Origin of the sequence: Rhodococcus sp. ABRD24, assembly GCF_004328705.1 — a bacterium.
Classification (GTDB): Bacteria; Actinomycetota; Actinomycetes; order Mycobacteriales; family Mycobacteriaceae; genus Prescottella.
In genome coordinates this window covers 4,172,876-4,191,001 of sequence record NZ_CP035319.1, presented here as the reverse complement: position 1 = coordinate 4,191,001, position 18,126 = coordinate 4,172,876, and the positions used below count along the sequence as shown (strand labels likewise).

19 protein-coding genes are annotated in these 18,126 nt (G+C 64.6%); 12 read left to right on the top strand and 7 right to left on the bottom strand.

The annotated features are described in order from the left end of the window. Positions 1 to 51: 51 nt before the first annotated feature. The gene (locus ERC79_RS18765; RefSeq protein ID WP_131579910.1) at positions 52 to 1,170 is read right to left on the bottom strand and encodes a gentisate 1,2-dioxygenase; all 1,119 of its coding nucleotides are present in this window, start codon (positions 1,168 to 1,170) and stop codon (positions 52 to 54) included. Positions 1,171 to 1,388: 218 nt separating this feature from the next. Here ERC79_RS18765 and ERC79_RS18760 point away from each other — a divergent pair, with 218 nt between their 5' ends. After that, entirely contained in the window at positions 1,389 to 2,456 is a 1,068-nt protein-coding gene (locus ERC79_RS18760; RefSeq protein WP_131579909.1) for a 3,4-dihydroxy-2-butanone-4-phosphate synthase, read from the top strand. A 36-nt stretch (positions 2,457 to 2,492) separates the two neighbouring features. Beyond that, positions 2,493 to 3,647 (top strand): LLM class flavin-dependent oxidoreductase, encoded by a 1,155-nt coding sequence (locus tag ERC79_RS18755; RefSeq protein ID WP_131579908.1) that lies wholly within the window; start codon positions 2,493 to 2,495, stop codon positions 3,645 to 3,647. An 85-nt stretch (positions 3,648 to 3,732) separates the two neighbouring features. Here the strand turns inward: ERC79_RS18755 and ERC79_RS18750 are convergent, their stop codons facing one another. Together ERC79_RS18750 and ERC79_RS18745 are read right to left on the bottom strand one after the other, a co-directional pair. Further along, a complete protein-coding gene (locus ERC79_RS18750) occupies positions 3,733 to 5,334 on the bottom strand; it encodes a carboxylesterase family protein (protein WP_131579907.1) in 1,602 nt (533 codons plus the stop codon). A gap of 65 nt (positions 5,335 to 5,399) precedes the next feature. Further along, entirely contained in the window at positions 5,400 to 5,909 is a 510-nt protein-coding gene (locus ERC79_RS18745; RefSeq protein WP_131579906.1) for a flavin reductase family protein, read from the bottom strand. Positions 5,910 to 6,258: 349 nt separating this feature from the next. Here ERC79_RS18745 and ERC79_RS18740 point away from each other — a divergent pair, with 349 nt between their 5' ends. Both ERC79_RS18740 and dapA read left to right on the top strand, forming a co-directional pair. Beyond that, positions 6,259 to 7,065, top strand: coding sequence for an ornithine cyclodeaminase family protein (locus ERC79_RS18740; RefSeq protein ID WP_242676638.1), 807 nt, complete (start codon positions 6,259 to 6,261; stop codon positions 7,063 to 7,065). Next, on the top strand, positions 7,062 to 8,003 hold the full coding sequence (dapA, locus tag ERC79_RS18735) for a 4-hydroxy-tetrahydrodipicolinate synthase (protein ID WP_131579904.1): 942 nt from the start codon (positions 7,062 to 7,064) through the stop codon (positions 8,001 to 8,003). The genes ERC79_RS18740 and dapA overlap by 4 nt, the downstream gene beginning before the upstream one ends. A gap of 108 nt (positions 8,004 to 8,111) precedes the next feature. On the opposite strand, the gene ERC79_RS18730 is transcribed toward dapA, so the two are convergent. Next, a complete protein-coding gene (locus ERC79_RS18730; RefSeq protein ID WP_165497171.1) occupies positions 8,112 to 8,861 on the bottom strand; it encodes an IclR family transcriptional regulator in 750 nt (249 codons plus the stop codon). Positions 8,862 to 9,180: 319 nt separating this feature from the next. Between ERC79_RS18730 and ERC79_RS18725 the strand changes: the two genes are divergently transcribed. The 4 genes from ERC79_RS18725 to ERC79_RS18710 all read left to right on the top strand — a co-directional run bounded on the left by ERC79_RS18725 (position 9,181) and on the right by ERC79_RS18710 (position 13,462). Continuing rightward, a complete protein-coding gene (locus ERC79_RS18725) occupies positions 9,181 to 10,041 on the top strand; it encodes a fumarylacetoacetate hydrolase family protein (protein WP_131579902.1) in 861 nt (286 codons plus the stop codon). Then, on the top strand, positions 10,038 to 10,607 hold the full coding sequence (locus ERC79_RS18720; protein ID WP_131579901.1) for a carboxymuconolactone decarboxylase family protein: 570 nt from the start codon (positions 10,038 to 10,040) through the stop codon (positions 10,605 to 10,607). The genes ERC79_RS18725 and ERC79_RS18720 overlap by 4 nt, the downstream gene beginning before the upstream one ends. 208 nt (positions 10,608 to 10,815) lie before the next feature. Beyond that, on the top strand, positions 10,816 to 11,961 hold the full coding sequence (locus tag ERC79_RS18715; RefSeq protein ID WP_131579900.1) for an LLM class flavin-dependent oxidoreductase: 1,146 nt from the start codon (positions 10,816 to 10,818) through the stop codon (positions 11,959 to 11,961). Between the two features lie 31 nt (positions 11,962 to 11,992). Next, positions 11,993 to 13,462, top strand: a complete 1,470-nt coding sequence (locus tag ERC79_RS18710; RefSeq protein WP_131579899.1) for an NAD-dependent succinate-semialdehyde dehydrogenase — start codon at positions 11,993 to 11,995, stop codon at positions 13,460 to 13,462. 64 nt (positions 13,463 to 13,526) lie between these two features. Here the strand turns inward: ERC79_RS18710 and ERC79_RS18705 are convergent, their stop codons facing one another. After that, on the bottom strand, positions 13,527 to 13,928 hold the full coding sequence (locus tag ERC79_RS18705; RefSeq protein WP_131579898.1) for a (deoxy)nucleoside triphosphate pyrophosphohydrolase: 402 nt from the start codon (positions 13,926 to 13,928) through the stop codon (positions 13,527 to 13,529). Positions 13,929 to 13,961: 33 nt separating this feature from the next. Between ERC79_RS18705 and ERC79_RS18700 the strand changes: the two genes are divergently transcribed. Further along, complete coding sequence (locus ERC79_RS18700; protein WP_131579897.1) at positions 13,962 to 14,252, top strand: 4a-hydroxytetrahydrobiopterin dehydratase; 291 nt, start codon at positions 13,962 to 13,964, stop codon at positions 14,250 to 14,252. Here ERC79_RS18700 and ERC79_RS18695 read toward each other — a convergent pair. After that, a complete protein-coding gene (locus ERC79_RS18695; protein ID WP_242676908.1) occupies positions 14,194 to 15,387 on the bottom strand; it encodes a mannosyltransferase in 1,194 nt (397 codons plus the stop codon). The genes ERC79_RS18700 and ERC79_RS18695 overlap by 59 nt on opposite strands. Before the next feature lie 457 nt (positions 15,388 to 15,844). Here ERC79_RS18695 and ERC79_RS18690 point away from each other — a divergent pair, with 457 nt between their 5' ends. The 3 genes from ERC79_RS18690 to ERC79_RS18680 all read left to right on the top strand — a co-directional run bounded on the left by ERC79_RS18690 (position 15,845) and on the right by ERC79_RS18680 (position 17,555). Continuing rightward, positions 15,845 to 16,582, top strand: coding sequence for a hypothetical protein (locus ERC79_RS18690; RefSeq protein ID WP_131581320.1), 738 nt, complete (start codon positions 15,845 to 15,847; stop codon positions 16,580 to 16,582). 98 nt (positions 16,583 to 16,680) lie between these two features. Then, positions 16,681 to 17,016 (top strand): hypothetical protein, encoded by a 336-nt coding sequence (locus tag ERC79_RS18685; protein ID WP_131579896.1) that lies wholly within the window; start codon positions 16,681 to 16,683, stop codon positions 17,014 to 17,016. 77 nt (positions 17,017 to 17,093) lie between these two features. Beyond that, complete coding sequence (locus ERC79_RS18680) at positions 17,094 to 17,555, top strand: DUF2867 domain-containing protein (protein ID WP_131579895.1); 462 nt, start codon at positions 17,094 to 17,096, stop codon at positions 17,553 to 17,555. On the opposite strand, the gene ERC79_RS18675 is transcribed toward ERC79_RS18680, so the two are convergent. Next, positions 17,552 to 18,103 carry a MarR family winged helix-turn-helix transcriptional regulator gene (locus ERC79_RS18675; protein ID WP_207390365.1) on the bottom strand — a complete coding sequence of 184 codons (552 nt, stop codon included), beginning with the start codon at positions 18,101 to 18,103 and terminating at the stop codon, positions 17,552 to 17,554. The two genes, ERC79_RS18680 and ERC79_RS18675, sit on opposite strands and share 4 nt — an antisense overlap. Between the last annotated feature and the right edge of the window lie 23 nt (positions 18,104 to 18,126).

Here is an 18,126-nt window from a genome sequence, read left to right as displayed (position 1 = left end):
GTTTCCAACCGGACAAAGTCCTGCTAGGCACTTGGTCCCGCGAGACACCAGCTACAGATCGACCAGCTCGTCTGCATGCTCGGTGTCAATGCTGGTGTTGAAGCCCGAATGCGAGCCGATGAGAATCGGCTGTTGGCCAACATACTCCTGAACGACGGATGCGTTCATCGAAGCAACCAGCGCGGCATCTTGCATCGCGAAGGTGTACGGCTGCTGCGAGCACGAGCCGTTGGTGTGCAGCGCCCAGGCCGGGGCAGTCAAGACCAGATCGCCTGCACTCCAACGAATCTTCTTGCCCTCGACCACAGTCTGCCAGTCGCCGGCGAACGCATAGTTGATGGCAGCCATGCTGTGTCGGTGCGAGCGCGCCATCCGGTACTTGCCTTCGACCCAAGTCGGGTCGAAACCACCCGAGATGAAGGCGGTGAGGGTGTTGGTGCTGCCGTTGACACGGCCGGTCGCGTCGTCCCAGAGGAGCGCAATGATCGCCGAACGGTAGTCCGGGCCCGATTTGTCGAGGCCGTCCAGATAGGCCTTGACTTCGGTCCACTTCCAGCACTTTGGTCGATGACGAACCACTTCTGGGTCCATCAGGCCAGCGTAGGTCTTCAGCGCACCGCCACCGGACGGCATCTCATAGACGAAATCAGCCATCGGCTCACGCTCGTGCCCACTCTCGCTGTCGACCGCGGCACGATAGTCGTCGTTGACATAGTGCGCTGCAAGGTATTCGAGGAGCGGAGCGTCGCTGAAGACGAGTCGCACATAGGGCTCGTCGCCGGTGGCCTCGTACCACTTGGCGGTCAGATTCGGGACCGTCCACGTATCATGCTTCGACGTCTCGAATCGGCTTCCGTCAACCTCGACAATGCCAGTACCACCGATGCAGAGCTCGACACTCGAGCTGCTTCGCGTCGTGGGCGCGGTCTTCTCACCCGGCAGAACGACCTCGATGCCGACGCGGATGGTCGGGGTCAGGCTCCGGAACCGCGAATTCGGATGGACGATCAGCGATCGACGGACGTCACCGTCGGCAGGCTGAGCCAAGGCAGCGAGGCGTGCCACCTCAGCCTCGATCTGTCCGCGACTCACCTTGAGGGCGGGCCACACCGGCGAGGTGACCTCGTCGACCTCGGTCTGATCAAGAAAAGTTGCGAGCACATCGGGCATCGCCACGCTCCCTTCGGTTGTGGGCTTCATCGATCTCGACACCCAGAGTGTCGGCAACCTCACCATACAATCCTTATTACGGGATGCTCAACCCGCCCAACGGGATGCAAACAGGCAAACAAGCTAATATCCCGCGGTGCGGGATATATATATTGCTAGACGGAACGCTGGTACTGTAGCGCTCGTCACTAAGATCAGCGCGGCAGGAGAGCCTCACGATGAAGCGCACCGATGACCACGACATCGCTGTCGAACGAGCTGCACGCGAATTGGAGAACGGTCGGCCGATCCTCCTGATCGCCGACACCGTTGAGCTCCACCAGCCGACTGCGGTTCTCGTGTGTGCCGCAGCATCTGCGACGACGTCCACCGTCGCTTTCCTGGTGCGGCACTCGTCCGGATACCTCGAGGTAGCGCTGCCGTCGACCGAGTGCGCACGCCTTGGATTGAGCGTGATGTCCGGGGCCGATCCGACCGGCAACGACGCGACCGGTTATACAGTCACCGTCGACGCGGCAGCGGGCATCGGAACCGGCATCTCGGCAGCGGATCGCGCAACCACGATGCGACTGCTCACCGACCCGCAGAGCACAGCAGCGTCGTTCACGCGCCCCGGGCACGTCCAGCCGCGCGGCACGAGCAGTGCCGGCGTCCGAACCCACCGCGACCACGCTCATGCTGCAGTCGATCTCGCGAGGATCGCCGGCGTCTCGCTCGCCTGCGGAATCGGGCACCTGGTCAGCGAGGCCCGGCCAGCCGAACTCGCCGATGCGGCCGAAGCGCGCAGTTTCGCTGACCACCACGGTCTCGTCGCACTCGACATCGGCGACATCGTCGACTGGTACGCCGATCGTGAAGCCTTCGTGGCCGAAGGTCCGCCGTTCACGACGCACATGCGTCACGGGGTGTTCGTCGGCACCACCTACTATCTGCCTGGGCAGCCCGTCGAACATGTCGTCTTCACCTTCGGCACTCCTCAAACCGCCGCCTCAACTCCCGTGTACGTGCACGACGAATGCCTAGGGCAAACCTTCTTTACGGACTCCTGCGAATGCGAGGAAGGCCTGGATCGCGCGATGAGCGCCATCGTTCGGGCCGGCCACGGAGTCGTCGTGTACATCCGACGGCCGGCCGCCGCAGCTGGAGGTGCCTGCCCCGGCAACGCCGGACGTACCACACTCGAGCCGATTCACCGTCGGCTGCTGGCTCAGCTCGCCATCGACAGAATCCATCCAGTGCAGCCGACACAACGCACCTGTGTCGCACTGCAAGCCCGAACATCTTGACGCAACAGAAATCGCCTGAAAGGAAATGAGACACGAATGAAGCGCCAGAACGAGAACCCGGACGAACTCGGGCTGACCTACTTCTTCCCTACCGGCCAAACCGACCACGTCTGGTCGGACGAAGCAGCACGGGCGACTCCACCGTTGTCGAAGTCCGTGTTTCTGGACATGGCCCGGGCCGCTGAGCAGACCGGCTTCGATGCGTTGTTCATCGCTGACAGCTGGTCTGGTCATCAGCGTGAAGCCGAGCGCGCGGGGCATCAATCGCCTAAGTACCACGCGCCGCTACTTGCTATGGGCCTGTTCGCCGCGACCGAGCACATCGGGGTGATCACAACCATGCACACGACGCATCACAAACCTGCCCACATCGCGCGGATGGGAGCCACTCTCGATGCGTTCAGCGGAGGCCGGTGGGGATGGAATGTCGTCACCGGATTCGGCGACCCCGAGGCCAAGCTGTTCGGCGCCGAGAATCTCGTAGAGCACGACGAGCGCTATGCGATGGCCGGCGAGTTCGTCGAGATTGTCCGCAGACTCTGGTCTGAAGACGACCCTATCGACGTCCACGGCAACTTCTATCGGGTCGAGGGACGCATCAAGGCACCGCGCCCGGTGCAACAGCCGCACCCCCTCCTGGTGAGCGCCGGCGGGTCGCCTGCGGGAATGAAGTTCGCCGCTCAACACTGCGACCAGATAGTCGTCGCCGGGAACACAATCGAAAAGGTGCAGGAGACGAGCCGCCGCGTCGACGCGGCCGTTCACGAAGCGGGACGTACCGCACCGCTGGGAACCACACCGTTCACAATCGTCATCGTGCGTGACGGCGAAGGCGAGGCCGAGGAGACGTACGAGCGACTCGTCCGCTCCTTGAACGAAGAGGCCACCATGGAACTAGCCGCCGACATCTTGGGCGGAATCGACTCGGTGCGCGCACTGTTCGCAGACCAAGGCCACAGCGCGGCGGCCCGCGCATGGGGCAGCGGACAAGGGATCCTCAAGCTCTTCGGCACCAGCGAGCAGGTCGCCCAACAGCTCATCGACCTCAAGACACAGACATCCACCAACAACGTTCTACTGAACTTCCCGCTGTGGAATCCGACCGAACTTCAATCGTTCGCCCCAGTCATGGATCACCTGCGCGACGCCGGGATGTGGCGCCCGCCGAGCGAGCGCGACTACTCCTGGTAGTCACCCCACGGATGGACAGGCCCGGAGAGCACTCAGCTCTCCGGGCCTGTTCGTCTGTGAATACTTCAGCGGTCGGCCGGTGGTGTCAGGTCGTCGCACCCTCTGAATGTCGCCAGCCGTTGAGTTCGTCTAGCAGCGCCATGCGATCGTCACGATATCCCGTGTCGCCGACCCTGATGCTCTCGTCCCAGTGCATGGTCGTCGGCTCCGATGGGTCCAACCTCGGCCAAGTCGGCACGCCATTACCGTTCGGGTCCCCGTAGGTGACGAAGTTGGCCCAGGCCCGCATCATCGTGTCCGACAATTCCCGGTCTGTTCGACGCCATTCCCAGGTAGGTCGTGCCGTGTCGAACGTACCGAATACGTACAGCACGTCCGACCCGTGGAAGGCCCGGGAGTATGAGGCTTCGATGATGCGGTCGCCGGCCGCGATCGGAGGCTCACGGAAGAAGCGGAAGTGCCAGAGCGGCGAGGAGCAGTGTGCGGCGTGCCCCCGGGCGGCAGCCCAGTTCGACCAGTTGAAGATGCGATCGGCTTCGAGCTCCCAGCTCGCATGCTGGGCACTCGCGTCGTCGACTGCGGGGTACGCCTCGAGCGCGCGATCGGCGGCAGCACCGAAGGTCTGTCGAAGGTGTTCCAGATAAGCAGGCAACGCCGGCACGTACGGCAGCCCGGATGACTCGTTTCCGACGTTGCCGACGAGGAATGGCACATCATGCACCCGGCCGGACTGATACGCCGTCAACGGGGACTCCGGCAGAACATACCCGTCTACCACGGGATAAGCGCTGTCGAACAGGTGCAGGCTGATCTCAGCACCCGGCGCAAGGGCGAAGTTCCACGCGCCTCCCGCACGCGGGAGCATCACCGAGTTGACCTTCTCCAGTGGAGTAGCGCGCAGTTGGGACAGGCTGTCGATGTCGAGCAGGCGCAACAGTTCGACGCCGGACTCTTCACCGGCCGCCAGCGTCTGCGGACCCGATGGATGTCCCGGCCCCTCCATTTCATATGCCAGGCCCGGTCCACTGTGCGCAATTGCCTTGTGAAACAGGCCCTCGGCGAGGGGGGACACACGGAGCACGTGCACCGAGTTGGCCCCTGCCGAGACGCCGCCGATCGTCACATTCCCGGGATCGCCACCGAGCGCAGCGATGTTCCGCTGCACCCACTCGAGCGCGGCGATCTGATCCAGCAGTCCATAGTTTCCCGACACGTGCGCGTCGGACTCTGCCGACAAATCCGGATGCGCGAGAAATCCAAGTCGTCCGAGACGATGGTTGACGGTGACCACGGTGCAGCCGAGCCGGGCCAATCGCTCACCGTCGTACATCGGATTCGCCGACGACCCGAACTGGTAGGCGCCGAAGTGGAACCACACGAGGACCGGGCGCTGCTCGTCAGCGCCGCCGGTCCAGACGTTGAGATACAGACAGTCCTCGCTGAAGGTCCGCTCTCCCCCGTAGTAGATCGAGTCGGCAGGCGGTGCGTCCTGCGGCGCAGACGCCGCATGCTGTAGTGCGTCGCGCGTCCCTGACCACGGCGACGGCGGCTGCGGTTCGCGCCAGCGGAAGTCTCCGACAGGCGGTGCCGCGTACGGAACGCCGAGGAACGAACGGACCGCGCCGTCGTCGGTCGCGCGTCCTCGCAGTTCTCCGGAATCGATCAAAGCGGTGCTGGTCACGGTCATGCGACAGATCCTTTCGAGATTCTACTTTCGGGTGCTAACTGACCTGCAGTTCGTCATACCGCGGGTCACGAAGCCTGGGACAAGCTGCGGAACTCACGCATGTGGTACACGGTCGGTTCGTCGTTTCCGAACTCGACGTCATCGACGCGCCCGATGAGGATGGTGTGGTCTCCGCCGGGATGCTTGGAAAACGCGGCGCACCGCAGCGTGACGCTCGAATCGAGGATGTGCGGCTGGCCGAGCGCGTCGGTCTTCGCCACGCCACCGCCGAACTTGTCGGCCCCACGCGTGGCGAAACGGATGGCGAGATCGGTCTGGCCCGGCGCAACGAAGTGGACGTTCCATCGGTCTGCGGAGAGAAACACTTCGTGGCATTCGGCGGTGTTGGCGACGCACACCAGGACGAGGGCCGGTTCGGCGGACAGCGAACAGAAAGAGGTCGCGGTGAAACCGCGCGGCTTTCCGGTCGAGTCGGTGGTGGTGACGATGGTGACGCCGCTGGGGAACCTGGTCATCGCTTCACGGAACCGTTCGATATCGATCGGCTGCTGAAGCTGTGCGTCATTGAATCTCATAGTCGGATCTCCAGATTTCGAGTGGCATTGAAGGAACGGCCTGACCGGCCTCGGATGGCCCTGACAGACGTTGGTGGGCCGGCCCGCACAGGGGTAGTGACTGGCATTACACCACGGTACAATCCGCTATAGGGGATGTCTATGCCGCATTGCGGGATGGACTACCTTGTAGCCGTCGCAGGACGAAGCCGAAACAACCGCCATCACAGGAGGCGCACCCGTGCATCAACCACCCTGGCTCACCGACGCCGACGTTGATCGATCCGTTCAGCTGAGCGAAGCAATTTCCGCCGTAGCAGCAGCGATTGACCACGAGGCGCGAGGCCGAGCGGGCAACATAGCCAAGACCATGACCACATGGGATCCATCGAGCGCCGCCCACGCGCTCGGCGGATTCGATCACGAGACCGGTCGCGTCGCATTCAAGACCTGGGTCAACACTCCCGTTGGCGCCGAGTCGCTGCTGAGCCTGTTCGATTCGACCAACGGACGCATCCTGGCGATGATGCAGTCGGTCACACTCGGCGTAATCCGCACCGCTGCCGTGTCTGGAGTGGCGACCGATGCGTTGTCCGCGCCCGACGCCGACGAGATGACCATCATCGGCACTGGCCGACAGGCACTCCAGCAGGTCGCAGCGGTAGCCTGCGTCCGGTCACTGCGCCGGGTACGCGTGTGGAGCCCGACCCCTGCCAGCCGGAAGGCGTTCACCAAGCAGATCGGCACCGATCTGGAAATCTCGGCGGAAACCGCGAACACGCTGGAGGAGGCGGTAGCCGACTCCCCCATCGTCACCATAGTCACGCGCGCTCGCGAACCGTTCTTCCCACGCGGCATCTTGGCGAACGGCGCACATTTCAATGCGATCGGCGCCATCCTCCCCCACGCGGCGGAATTCGACAGCGCCATCCTGGACGACTCCGACCTCACCGTCGTGGACAACCTGACGAATGCACGCAATGCGTCGAAAGAGCTGATCGACCACTTCGGCGACGACTGGTCTTCGGTCGCCACCCTCGGCGACATCCTGACTGGCGCCACCTCGCGCCCTACGTCCCCACGACTGACTGTTTTCAAGGGGATGGGCATGGGACTCGCCGACCTCGCCGTGGCAAACGTCGCCGCCGCCAATCACACAGGAGCACCGACCGCATGAAGTTCCGTAGCACCCCCCAGTCGATCACCGGCTCGATTTCACCCCTGATCACGCCGTTCGCCGACGACATGAGCCTGGACCTCGGCAGCCTGGCCACTCTCACCCGCTGGCACCTCGACAGCGGCACCCATGGCGTCTCGATCGGCGGCTCGACCGGCGAACCGAGCTCCCAGACCGTCGCCGAGCGAATTGCCGCGATCCGAACCGTCGCCGAGGTCGTGGACGACTCCGTTCCGTTCCTGGCGGGCACCGGTTCTGCCAAGCTCGACGAAACCCTGGAGGTCACGGCGGCCGCAGTCGAGGCCGGTGCAGACGCCGCGCTCGTAATCACGCCCTACTACGCCCGCCCGACGCAGGAAGCACTGTTCCGCTGGTACTCGACCGTGGCCACCGAGTTCCCCGACATGCCGATCGTGATCTACAACGTTCCGTCGAGAACCGCCGTCGATCTGGCACCAGAAACCGTCGCACGCCTGAACAGCGCGCACGAGAACATCGTCGGAATCAAGGAGACCACCAAGGATTTCGAGCACTTCTCACGGGTCCTGCACGCGACTGGTCGCGACTTCCTCGTATGGTCCGGCATCGAGCTCTTGTGCCTGCCGCTGATGGCGCTCGGCGGGAGCGGGTTCATCAGCGCCACCGCAAACCTTGCACCCAAGGCCGTCGCCACCATGTTCGAGCGTTGGCAGGCAGGCGACTTCGCAGGCGCGCGAGAGATTCACTACGCTCTGCACCCGCTTACCGATCTCCTGTTCGTCGAGACGAACCCGGCTCCGGCCAAGTGGGTTCTACACCAGAAGGGCCTACTAGCGTCCCCGGCGGTGCGTTCTCCGCTCATCACGCCGACACCCGAAGGGTTGGAAAAGATACAGAAGCTGCTGGCCCAAGCCGATGCGGTGATTCAGGGCGAGACGTTCCCCGTGCAGTCCATCTGACGCGACGGCTGAACGGAATCCAGTCACTGCGATCGGCCGGGTGTTTCCCGGCCGATCGCAGTGTTCACGCAGTCGCCCCCGCTCAGATCTCGCGACCCAGCGTGCAGACTAACCGGCACCAAGGGCAGTCGAGATGTCGCGCGCGCAGCCGAGCACAGCACCTGCCGCACGCTTCATGGCATCCGCCGTGAACCGAGTGACGGGTCCAGCGACTACCAACGCAGCCACGATCGTCCCGCTACTGTCGAACACCGGCGCAGCCATCGTCGAAACATCCGGATGTACCCGGTTCGCATTCTCTTCAGGCAGCAGCGAAAGGCCCGTGCTACGCACCGACGCAGTACTCGAAAGGAAGTCGCTGATCTCGTCGCTCGCCATCTCCGGATACCAATCCGCCATGAGCGCGCGTAACGACTCTGGATCTTCGTCCGCGAGCAGAACCCGCGATCCCGCGCTGAGATCCGCCATCGGCACCCGAGTGCCGATCTGCAGGTATTGACGAATTGTGTATGTGCTGTCCGAACAGGCAACACAGATCTTGGAGTCGCCGGCGCGCGTCCACAATGACGTGGTCTCCAGAACCTGCTCGCGCAATTCGTCCATGTATGGCTGCGCAACCGAGCCGAGGTCTATTTGCTCGGCCCGACGTTGCGCAAGCTTGGTGATGCCGACTCCCAAGCTGTATCGCTTCGTCAGCGGATTGAACTCGAGCAGATTGCCCTGCGCGAGCGTGACCGCGATCCGGTGGGCAGTGCTCGGACTGCATCCCAACTTGAGCGCCAGACTCTGCATCGTCTGAGGGGACTGAGCGGCGGCGAGAACCTCGAGTAGCTGGATGGCCCGCTGAACAGACTGCACACCAGGTCGCCCGATCGATTCCTGCCCCCCGGGTTGCGCATCCATGCTCATTTCCGTGGACACATGCTTCACCGTCCTCCCGTCGTCGCCCTCAGCCTATCCCCGTATACAGACCACCCTTGACCCCGCCAAGTTCGACCGCACGTCAATGCGGAGCGACGAAACCGTGAGCAGCCAACCTTGTACGATCATATCCCGCAATGCGGGTTGCCCATCCCGCAATACGGTGTGTAACTTCTGATGTGACGGCGCACACGAGGCGTTCCATCCCGGCACCTCCTCATCAGTCCAGCCCACGAACGAACTGAGGTTTCGAACAATGCGTCTGGCAACCTTGCGAACCCCCACCGGCACCCGCGCAGCCCGCGTGGAATCCGAGACGAGCGCGATCCTGCTGGATTCGCCCGACGTTGGCGCCCTTCTCAACACCGAGGGCTGGGAGACTCTGGCCCGCGCCGACGGCGAGGCGATCAGCTTCGAACCGACGGACCTCGCACCGGTCGTGACTCTGTCGTCGGCGAAGATCTTCCTGGTCGGGTTCAACTTCGGCTCCCACGCGGCCGAGCTCGGCCGGGCGCAACCAGAGTTCCCGTCGATCTTCGCTAAATACCCTGAGAGCCTCATCGGTGCCAACGACCAGATCATGCTTCCGCATTCGAGCCTGAGCGTCAGCAACGACTGGGAGGTCGAGCTCGTCGCCATCATCGGCACGGCGGGACGCCACATACCCGTCGACCGGGCCGAAGACCACATCGCGGGCTACTGCGTCGGCAACGACACCGGGGTACGTGACTGGCAGTTCCGTAACCGGCCGCCGCTGATGGGCAAGATCTGGGAGTCCATGACGCCGATCGGCCCATGGCTCACTACAGATGCCGGCCCCGTCCAGGAGATGCGACTGACCACTGACGTCGACGGCGTTCGGGTTCAGGACGGCACCGGCGCCGACATGATCTTCAGTCCCGCCACCGTGGTCTCGTACATCAGCACCGTCATCGCATTGCAGCCCGGCGACATGATCTTCCTCGGGACTCCACCCGGAATTGCCATGGGCCAAGACCCCGAGCCGTGGCTCCGCCCCGGTCAAGTGCTCACGACCACCATCTCGGGACTCGGCGAACTACGCAACGAGTGTGTCGAGAGCCTCGCCCCGACAACCACCGACTGGACTGTGTCATGACGCAATCGACCGACCTGCCGATCACCCCTCTCGAGTTCGATGAGCTCACACCCGAATCGCAGGACCTGCTGCGTCCACGGTACGAACGCCTCGGCTACCTCGGGGACGTCTTCGCGATCCTCGGCAACAACGACGGCGCTCTTCGATCGTTCGTCGGGTTCGCCGACTCCTCGGCGGCTCCGGTCGACCAGAACGTCCGAGAGATCGTCGCGTTGGCCGTCGCCGCAGCCACCAATGCCGAGCCTGAACTGTTCCAGCACGAGCATCGCGCTCTGCGCCTGAGCTTCACTCGTGAGGAGATCGCGGCGGTCGAGAGTCTCGACCCGCACCATCCTGACCTCCCTGCAGGCGCAGCGGCTGTGCAAGTTGTCTCCGCAGCGGCCGCGCGCGGCGAATGGGAGCAAGCACGCGAGAGCCTCGCACGGTTGAGTGCGGAGGCCGGGGCCGACCAAGCTGCCGGTGTCCTGCTGCAGATCGGGTACTACATCATGGCGACTTCAATCGGTCACGTCCTCGGACTCGCCGCCCCCGTGAAGTCGATCTTCACCGATTCTCCCGACGAGTAGCGCTCCGGTGACCATCACAGACGGCATCGCCGTCGATGATCACGACGATCGAAGAACTGCTTTCCACCTAAGCGGCAGTTGACAGCGCCCGCGCCTCCGATCCGCAGGAGGTCCCCCGACGGGATTCTCAATCCTCCCGCGTTACCGCTCCTCCCGCGTTACCGCTCAGGATCCCATTCGTCCTATTCAATGATCAGGAGTTCGCATCGTGAAATCCCGCCCCTCCGACGACAGTGAACTGCATCTCGGCTACTTCTTCCCCTCCGGAAAGACAAACTTCCTCTACTCGGATGAGGCCGCTCAGCGCACCCCGGACATGACCAAGGCGAATCTCGTCGAGCTGGCACAGGCCGCCGAGCGAACCGGCTTCGATTCGTTGTTCATCGCCGACAACTGGTCCGGGCACCAGCGTGCCGCCGAGCTCGGTGGGCACCAGGCTCCCGCCTACCACGCACCCCTACTCGCGATGGCGCTCCTGACCGCCACCGAGCACATCGGCGTGATATCCACTTTCCACACGACCCATCACAAGCCGGCGCATGTCGCGCGCATGGGTGCGACCCTCGACGCGTTCAGCAACGGACGTTGGGGATGGAACGTCGTCACCGGTTTCAGCGCCGACGAGTCGGCACTGTTCGGCGAGGACTTCGTCGAGCACGACAAGCGCTATCACATGGCGGCGGAGTTCACCGACATCGTCTTCAAACTCTGGAGCGAGATCGAGCCGATCGACGTCGAGGGCGAGTACTACAAAGTGCACGGGCGAATCAAGATGCCTCGTCCGGTTCAGCAACCCAATCCGCTACTGGTCAGTGCGGGCGCCTCGCCCGCAGGCGCCGCCTTCGCCGCCCAGTTCTGCGATCAGCTAGTCACGCTGGCCTCCGACGAGGACGCACTCCGCGCCGTCGACACACGTCTGGCCGAGGCGACCGCCGCAACCGGTCGTCGCGTTGCGACCTGCCCGTTCGCCATCGCATTGGTGCGAGAGGAGGAGGGTCGTGCGGAAGAGGAGTGGGAGCAACTCCGCAAGTCGGTGAACCCAGCGGCGACCAAGGAGATCGCTGCCGACGTCCTCGGGTCGATCGAGTCGTCCCGCGCACAGTACGAGTCGATGGGCGAAGAGCAGGCCACGATGGCATTCGGCGGCGCAGGCTCCATGTTGAAGCTGATCGGCACCCCCGAACAGGTAGCCGAGAAGCTCATCTCGATCAAGAAGAACACCGCCGCTACCAACCTTCTCGTCAACTTCCCGCTGTGGAGCCCAGAGGAGCTCGAGGGCTTCGCTCCGGTGTTCGCCCACCTGCGCGAGGCCGGAGTGTGGACTCCGCCTGAGACGCGCGACTACTCGTGGTGACCACGCATACCGCCCGCTGATAGGAATCTAGATGAATTCGACTTACCCTGACTCGGCTGAGCAGCTGCTCAGGACCCTGCCGACGGGGCTTCGCATCGGCGGCCAGTCGGTGCCGTCCATCACTGGCGCGGCGTTCGACGTCACGGACCCCGCCACTGAGCGGACTCTCACATCCGTGGCCGACGCGACTGTCGACGACGCACTTCGAGCAGTAGAAACTGCCCACTCCGCCGCTAGCGTTTGGGCCGCGACGCCGACGCGTGAGCGCAGCGACATCCTGCGACGCTCGTACGAAATTCTCGTCGAGCGGACTGACGAGTTCGCCATGCTCATGACCCTCGAACTCGGTCGCGCACTCCCTGACAGCCTCGCCGAGGCGCGATACGGTGCAGACTTCCTTCGATGGTTCGCCGAGGAGGCCACCCGCATCAACGGTCGTGTCACCACGTCACCGGGCGGAACGGGCCAGATCGTCGTCGCCCACGAGCCCCTCGGCGTATGCCTGGCCATCACGCCGTGGAACTTTCCGCTGGCGATGGGCACTCGCAAGATAGGGCCCGCACTCGCGGCGGGCAACGTCATGATCGTCAAACCCGCGTCCGAGACCCCGCTGACCATGTTGGCGCTTGCCGACGTCCTCACCGAAGCGGGTCTACCCGCGGGCGTACTTTCAGTTCTTCCGACCTCCAATGCCGGCGGCGTGACCGGCGCGATCCTGTCGGATAGCCGAGTCCGCAAGGTCAGCTTCACCGGTTCCACTCGCGTCGGGCAGATCCTCCTGCGTCAGGCCGCCGAGCGTGTCCAGCGGACATCCATGGAACTGGGCGGAAATGCGCCGTTCCTCGTGTTCGACGACGCCGACGTAGATGCCGCCGTCGAGGGCGCATTCGCCGCGAAGATGCGCAACGGTGGTGAAGCGTGCACCGCAGCCAATCGGTTCCTCGTCCACTCGACCATCGCCGAGGAGTTCACCACGAAGCTCACCGAGAAAATGGCAGCGCTCCGACTCGGCGCGGGGTACGACGCCGGAGTGACGCTCGGACCGTTGATCAGCGCCGACCAGCGTGCATCGGTCGCGGGAATCGTCGAGTCCGCTCTCGCCAGCGGCGCACGGCTACGACTGGGCGGCAAGATCCCCGATGGCGAAGGGTTCTTCTATCCGCCCACCGTCCTCGATCAGGTCGACGCCTATGCCCCGGCAACCCGCGAGGAAGTGTTCGGTCCAGTCGCGATCATCAGCACCTTCCAGACCGAGAACGAGGCCGTCGCGGCCGCGAACTCCACCGAGTACGGGCTGGCCGCATACTTCTACAGCCGAGATATCGATCGCTGCAAACGCGTGGCCACTGCACTGCGAGCCGGCATGGTCGGAGTCAATCGAGGCATCATCTCCGACGTCGCCGCACCATTCGGCGGGGTCAAGATGTCCGGGATCGGTCGCGAAGGTGGCAGTGAAGGCATCAGCGACTATCTCGACTCCAAGTACATCGCCCTGACCTGAGCCGGTGCTGGCCGGGTTGTCCGGATGCGACCAGTCGAATCCAGCCGACTCAGGGGCTGCTTCCTCAGGTTCCGCCGAGCAGCGCGGCCAGCTCCGGCAGCCATTCCCGGTCGTTGTGCACCAGGGCGATCTCCCGCAGCTCAGCGGCATCCACCCAGCACAGCGCCGAATGGTCGAGCGCCTCCGGCGTCCCGCTGGTCATCTCGGCCCGGTAGGCACGCAGCACCAGTCCGTCACGCAGCGGCACGTCGACGCCGACGCGATCGCCCGCGATGACCTCCACCCCGAGCTCCTCGCGCAGCTCTCGCCGCAGCGCCTCGGCCGGCGTCTCCCCCGGCTCCACCTTGCCGCCGGGCAACTCCCACAGTCCGGCCAGCTCCGGCGGCCGGGTGCGCTGAGCGAGCAACAGGCGGCCGTCGCGGATCACGGCCGCGGCCACGACCTCCCGTTCGCCTGCGCCAGTCATTGCGGTCCCCTCGCCATCGCACCATCATGAGGTATGGCCGAAATACTGCCTGACGCCGAGATCGATACCGCACTCACGAATCTGCCGAACTGGCGCCGTGCCGACGGCGCACTGGTCCGCACCGTGGAATCCGCGAGCTTTCCCGACGCGATCGCGCTGGTCGGCCGGGTTGCGGAAGCCGCAGAGTCCGCGGACCACCATCCCGACATCGACATCCGCTGGCGCCGGGTCACGTACTCGCTGTCGACACACTCCGCCGGCGGGATCACGAAGCTGGATCTGGCGTTGGCTCGGCGGATCGACGAGCTGGCGGCGTCGGCGTAGTCCGCTCTCGCCGCCCGGCATACGCGACCCACACGAACACGGCGAGCGCGCCCAGCACGTTCACCGCGCCCGCCCACGCCAGCACGGCCGGCCGCGAAATCGGCTCGCCCTCGAGTTGACGCAGGACCCACGGCAGCCCGACGACCGTGGTGACGAACCAGAATCCGGCGAGGATCCGCGCACCCAGGAGTCGCGCGTAGGGACCGTGGATCAGCCAGATCAGCAGTGGCAGCACCCACACCCAGTGGTGCACCCACGAGATCGGCGAGACCAGCAGACCGAGGAGCTGCACCACGAGCAGGGTGCCCAGACGGTCGTCGCGCCGTAGTCCGCGCCACGCGAGTGTCGCGAGGACCGCCGCGAAGGCCACCGCAAGGATCCACACGATGCCGGATTCGACGTCGTGGCCGGCAATACGGCTCAGCGCGCCCCGCAGCGATTGATTCCACGCGGATCCGACCGGACCGATGCGGTCGGCGTCACCGAGCAGCGATGTGAAGTACTCGCGCGCCTGCGGCCCGATCACGAGATAGCTGAGGGCGACGGTGCCGACGAAGGCGACCGCGGAGAACGCCGCCTCCTTCCAGCGCCGACGGGCGAGGAAGTACAGCCCGGTGACAGCGGGCGTCAGCTTGATCCCCGCGAGCACGCCGATCAGGCCGCCCGACAGCCACCAACGACTGCTGCGCACGGCGACCATCGCACCGAGCGCCAGGAAAACGTTGACCTGTCCGTAGTCGAGCGTGGTCCGGACCGGCTCGATCCAGATCCCGAGCGCAGTCCACAGCAGTGCCACGAGCTTCCAGTGACGGCTCCGCGCGTCGTCGCCGACCAGAAGTTCGATGCTCATCCATGCCAGCACGTACAACGCGACAACAGTCAGGATCTCCCAGCACGCACCGACGAGCGCGAACGGCAGATAGTGCAGCGGGAGGAACACCAGCGCCGCAAACGGCGGATAGGTGAACGGCAGCGGGAAGTCGGGCGTCTCCTCCGAATAGGTGTAGCCGTAGAGGTCGCCGCGTAGCAGTGCAGCCGAGCCGTCGACATACACGTGCAGGTCGACGAGATTCATGCCGTTGGGAGTGAACACCATCCACAGCACCCGCGCGACGACGGAGGCGACGAACAGCAGTGGCGCCCATCGGACGAGGCGGCCGAACACAGAGCCAACTAGTCCGTCAGCGCGCGAAAACTGAGACACTGGCTGACGTTCTCCCGTGATCGTGTGCTGGCAGTTCGCACCCAGTGTGGCGCATCGAGGGGAAGGACCAGGTGTCGCGTCAGCCTAACCCGACCTGGATAACAGCCGGAAAACACCTCGATCAACGGTAACAGTTACATCAAAATTCACATCCTTCACTTCCGTCACAGGCTATGGTCACCGGACGATGGCGGATGCATCACAGCTTGCATAGACTCCGCAAGGCGCAGGTCACGAACGGGTCGTACGGCATGGTCTGTACATCACGGGGGTGGATACATAGAGTGACCCTCGACCGACTAAGGCCGCGGCGCCCGAACGGTAGATCGACGCTGCACAGCACGCGTCTGAATGACAAGGATGGGGAAACGTGATTCGTTACCGAGGAATGCGACGAGCAATCACTGCCTGCGCAGTTGCGGCCGCCGCGGCGCTCGCTGTGCCGGCCAATGCCGTCGCCCAGCCGACGCCTCCCAACCTTCCCGAGGGCATCTCCATCGATGCGTTGGCGTCACTCGCCCCCGCAATCCTCGGTGCCGCAGCCGCCCCGGCGGACATCGCCGACGTCGATGCCAAGGCCGATTTGCTGGCCCAGGCCAAGGCACTGCTCGAGTCCGCAAACCTGCCGCCCGAGCTCAAGTCCACGCTCAAGCGAGTGATCACTTTCCTCGACGGTAGCGGCGGTGGCGGACCGGAAATCCCCAAGGACGGGCCCGTCATCGCTCAGTTCCTCTACCCCACCGTCGGCAAGGGCTGCATCGCCCCGGCCAGCGACGCCATCGGCACCGCGCTCGCCGTACCCGGACCCGCGCTGCTGCCTCCTCCGGGGCCTGCCGCCGGCCAGGCCGGTTTCGTCTTCACCGCGCTCGGCACCGCAAAGGCGGCTCCGAACCAGGGCATGACGGTCACATGGCTCAATGTCGACAACGGCCGTCGTGAGACGCAGAACCTCACTCCCGAGGCCCGAATCAACCCGGACGGCCCGGCCACACTGTCGGCGATCGCCAACACCGGACCCGGACGCGTCCTCGCGGTCATCTCGGGCTCGCTGACCACTCAGCCGAACGGCACCGCACCCATCACCTGTAGTTTCCTGCCTACGGTCGGAATGTTCACGGTCGCGTAGCACCGACGCCGAACCGCCTGGAGAGTCCCCGCCGATACTCGGCGGGGACTCTCCGCGTATCGGGAGTTTGCGGGTCGCGCGACGTGGTAAACCGAGGCATGACCGAGAACCTGTCCATCCGTTCCCGCCGATCGCGGCGGTCCATCCTGTCCATCCGCTCGGAGGGCTCGATCCTGTCGATCGGTAGTGTCGGCTCGATCCTGTCGATCGGTAGCGTCGGCTCGATCCTGTCGATCGGATCGATCGGGTCGGCTGGCTCCGTGATGTCGTCGCTGTCCTTCGCAAGCCTCGGCTCCGCACTGTCCGGGTTGTCCCGCTGGTCGCTGCTGTCGTGGCGAGGATTCCATCACTCACCCGACCAGAGACCGCGACTGGTGATCGTGCCCGGCGAGCCCGACCCGACCGATTCACCGACCCTGCGCGTGCAGTCCTAGGGCGAGTTCGTCGTAGCGGCGGTGATTGAGCCCACTCCGTGTTGAGCGGGCCACGGCGCCGGGGAGAGGATTGCGGCATGCCGCCGCTTCCCGCATTTTGGTCCCTCGCCCTCGAGGACGTTCCCCGCCCGGACTTCGTCGACGTCGTCGCGGCACCAATACCGCCGGGTGCCACCGACGATCCACGGGTGTGGGCTGAGACGGTGTTCGCGACCAGCTCGGGCCCGGTGTGGATCCGTTTCGCGTTTGCAGTGCGGCAGCTGCTGGTTCCGCTGATCGGTGTACCCCGCGGTGGCCGGGACACCTTCGCGGTTTCGCGCGTTCAGGATGGAGAGGCGCTGATCTCCGTCGATGACCGGCATCTCGACTTTCGAGCCGGCGTCGCGATCGATACCGAGACTCAACTCGTCCGGGTCACGACGGTCGTGCAGCTGAAAGGCTGGCGTGGGCGCGCCTACTTCACGCCGGTCAGCGTCGTCCACCCAGTGGTTATGCAGTCGATGCTGCGCCGGGCATCAGCCAGGCTGGCGCCAAGCTAGGTGCTACCGCCGACAGGAGACATGCTCTGGTCGTCACCTGCGTCGCGACGCGGCCACGGCGCCCCTTCACACTGCTCGACCGACCGGTTGAACCGGACGAGACAGTCCCGGAGTTCCCTGATATCGGCCTCCCCCCATGCGCCGAGCACCAATTCGATGCCCTCCTCGTTGAGCGCACGGTCCGCCTCGAGGCATTCCAGCCCGAGTGCGGTGGGCCGGAACCTGCGTGCCGCTCCGCCGTCGAGATCCGCGACCTGTTCGACCAAGCCCTTCTTCAGAAGTGAACTGACCTGGCGGTTGACCGTCGAGATGTCCAGCCGGAAGGCCTCGGCCAACATTCTGAGACTGGCCGGAGATTCGACCTCGAGCCGGCCGAGGATGATGTAGGCGGATCGATCGAGAAGTCGGCCCCGCCGCTGGTTCGCGACGGCGTAGTAGCGGGAAAGCAATGCCAACTCGTATTCGATCTCGGAAGTCACGGGGCTCCTGTCGGACACAGCACGGTCACCCTTTCCGGCTAGATCGGAGGCATCGCCTTCTTTGTGCATGATGCACATCATGTGTATGGTAC

What these genes read in the sequence shown, in the direction of transcription:
- ERC79_RS18745 (WP_131579906.1), bottom strand. Translation starts at nt 5,909, where the DNA reads ATGAGATTCAATGACGCACAGCTTCAGCAGCCGATCGATATCGAACGG.
- ERC79_RS18755 (WP_131579908.1), top strand. Translation starts at nt 2,493, where the DNA reads ATGAAGCGCCAGAACGAGAACCCGGACGAACTCGGGCTGACCTACTTC.
- ERC79_RS18710 (WP_131579899.1), top strand. Translation starts at nt 11,993, where the DNA reads ATGAATTCGACTTACCCTGACTCGGCTGAGCAGCTGCTCAGGACCCTG.
- dapA (WP_131579904.1), top strand. Translation starts at nt 7,062, where the DNA reads ATGAAGTTCCGTAGCACCCCCCAGTCGATCACCGGCTCGATTTCACCC.
- ERC79_RS18700 (WP_131579897.1), top strand. Translation starts at nt 13,962, where the DNA reads ATGGCCGAAATACTGCCTGACGCCGAGATCGATACCGCACTCACGAAT.
- ERC79_RS18750 (WP_131579907.1), bottom strand. Translation starts at nt 5,334, where the DNA reads ATGACCGTGACCAGCACCGCTTTGATCGATTCCGGAGAACTGCGAGGA.
- ERC79_RS18675 (WP_207390365.1), bottom strand. Translation starts at nt 18,103, where the DNA reads ATGCACAAAGAAGGCGATGCCTCCGATCTAGCCGGAAAGGGTGACCGT.
- ERC79_RS18720 (WP_131579901.1), top strand. Translation starts at nt 10,038, where the DNA reads ATGACGCAATCGACCGACCTGCCGATCACCCCTCTCGAGTTCGATGAG.
- ERC79_RS18690 (WP_131581320.1), top strand. Translation starts at nt 15,845, where the DNA reads ATGCGACGAGCAATCACTGCCTGCGCAGTTGCGGCCGCCGCGGCGCTC.
- ERC79_RS18725 (WP_131579902.1), top strand. Translation starts at nt 9,181, where the DNA reads ATGCGTCTGGCAACCTTGCGAACCCCCACCGGCACCCGCGCAGCCCGC.
- ERC79_RS18765 (WP_131579910.1), bottom strand. Translation starts at nt 1,170, where the DNA reads ATGCCCGATGTGCTCGCAACTTTTCTTGATCAGACCGAGGTCGACGAG.
- ERC79_RS18680 (WP_131579895.1), top strand. Translation starts at nt 17,094, where the DNA reads ATGCCGCCGCTTCCCGCATTTTGGTCCCTCGCCCTCGAGGACGTTCCC.
- ERC79_RS18685 (WP_131579896.1), top strand. Translation starts at nt 16,681, where the DNA reads ATGACCGAGAACCTGTCCATCCGTTCCCGCCGATCGCGGCGGTCCATC.
- ERC79_RS18740 (WP_242676638.1), top strand. Translation starts at nt 6,259, where the DNA reads ATGACCACATGGGATCCATCGAGCGCCGCCCACGCGCTCGGCGGATTC.
- ERC79_RS18705 (WP_131579898.1), bottom strand. Translation starts at nt 13,928, where the DNA reads ATGACTGGCGCAGGCGAACGGGAGGTCGTGGCCGCGGCCGTGATCCGC.
- ERC79_RS18760 (WP_131579909.1), top strand. Translation starts at nt 1,389, where the DNA reads ATGAAGCGCACCGATGACCACGACATCGCTGTCGAACGAGCTGCACGC.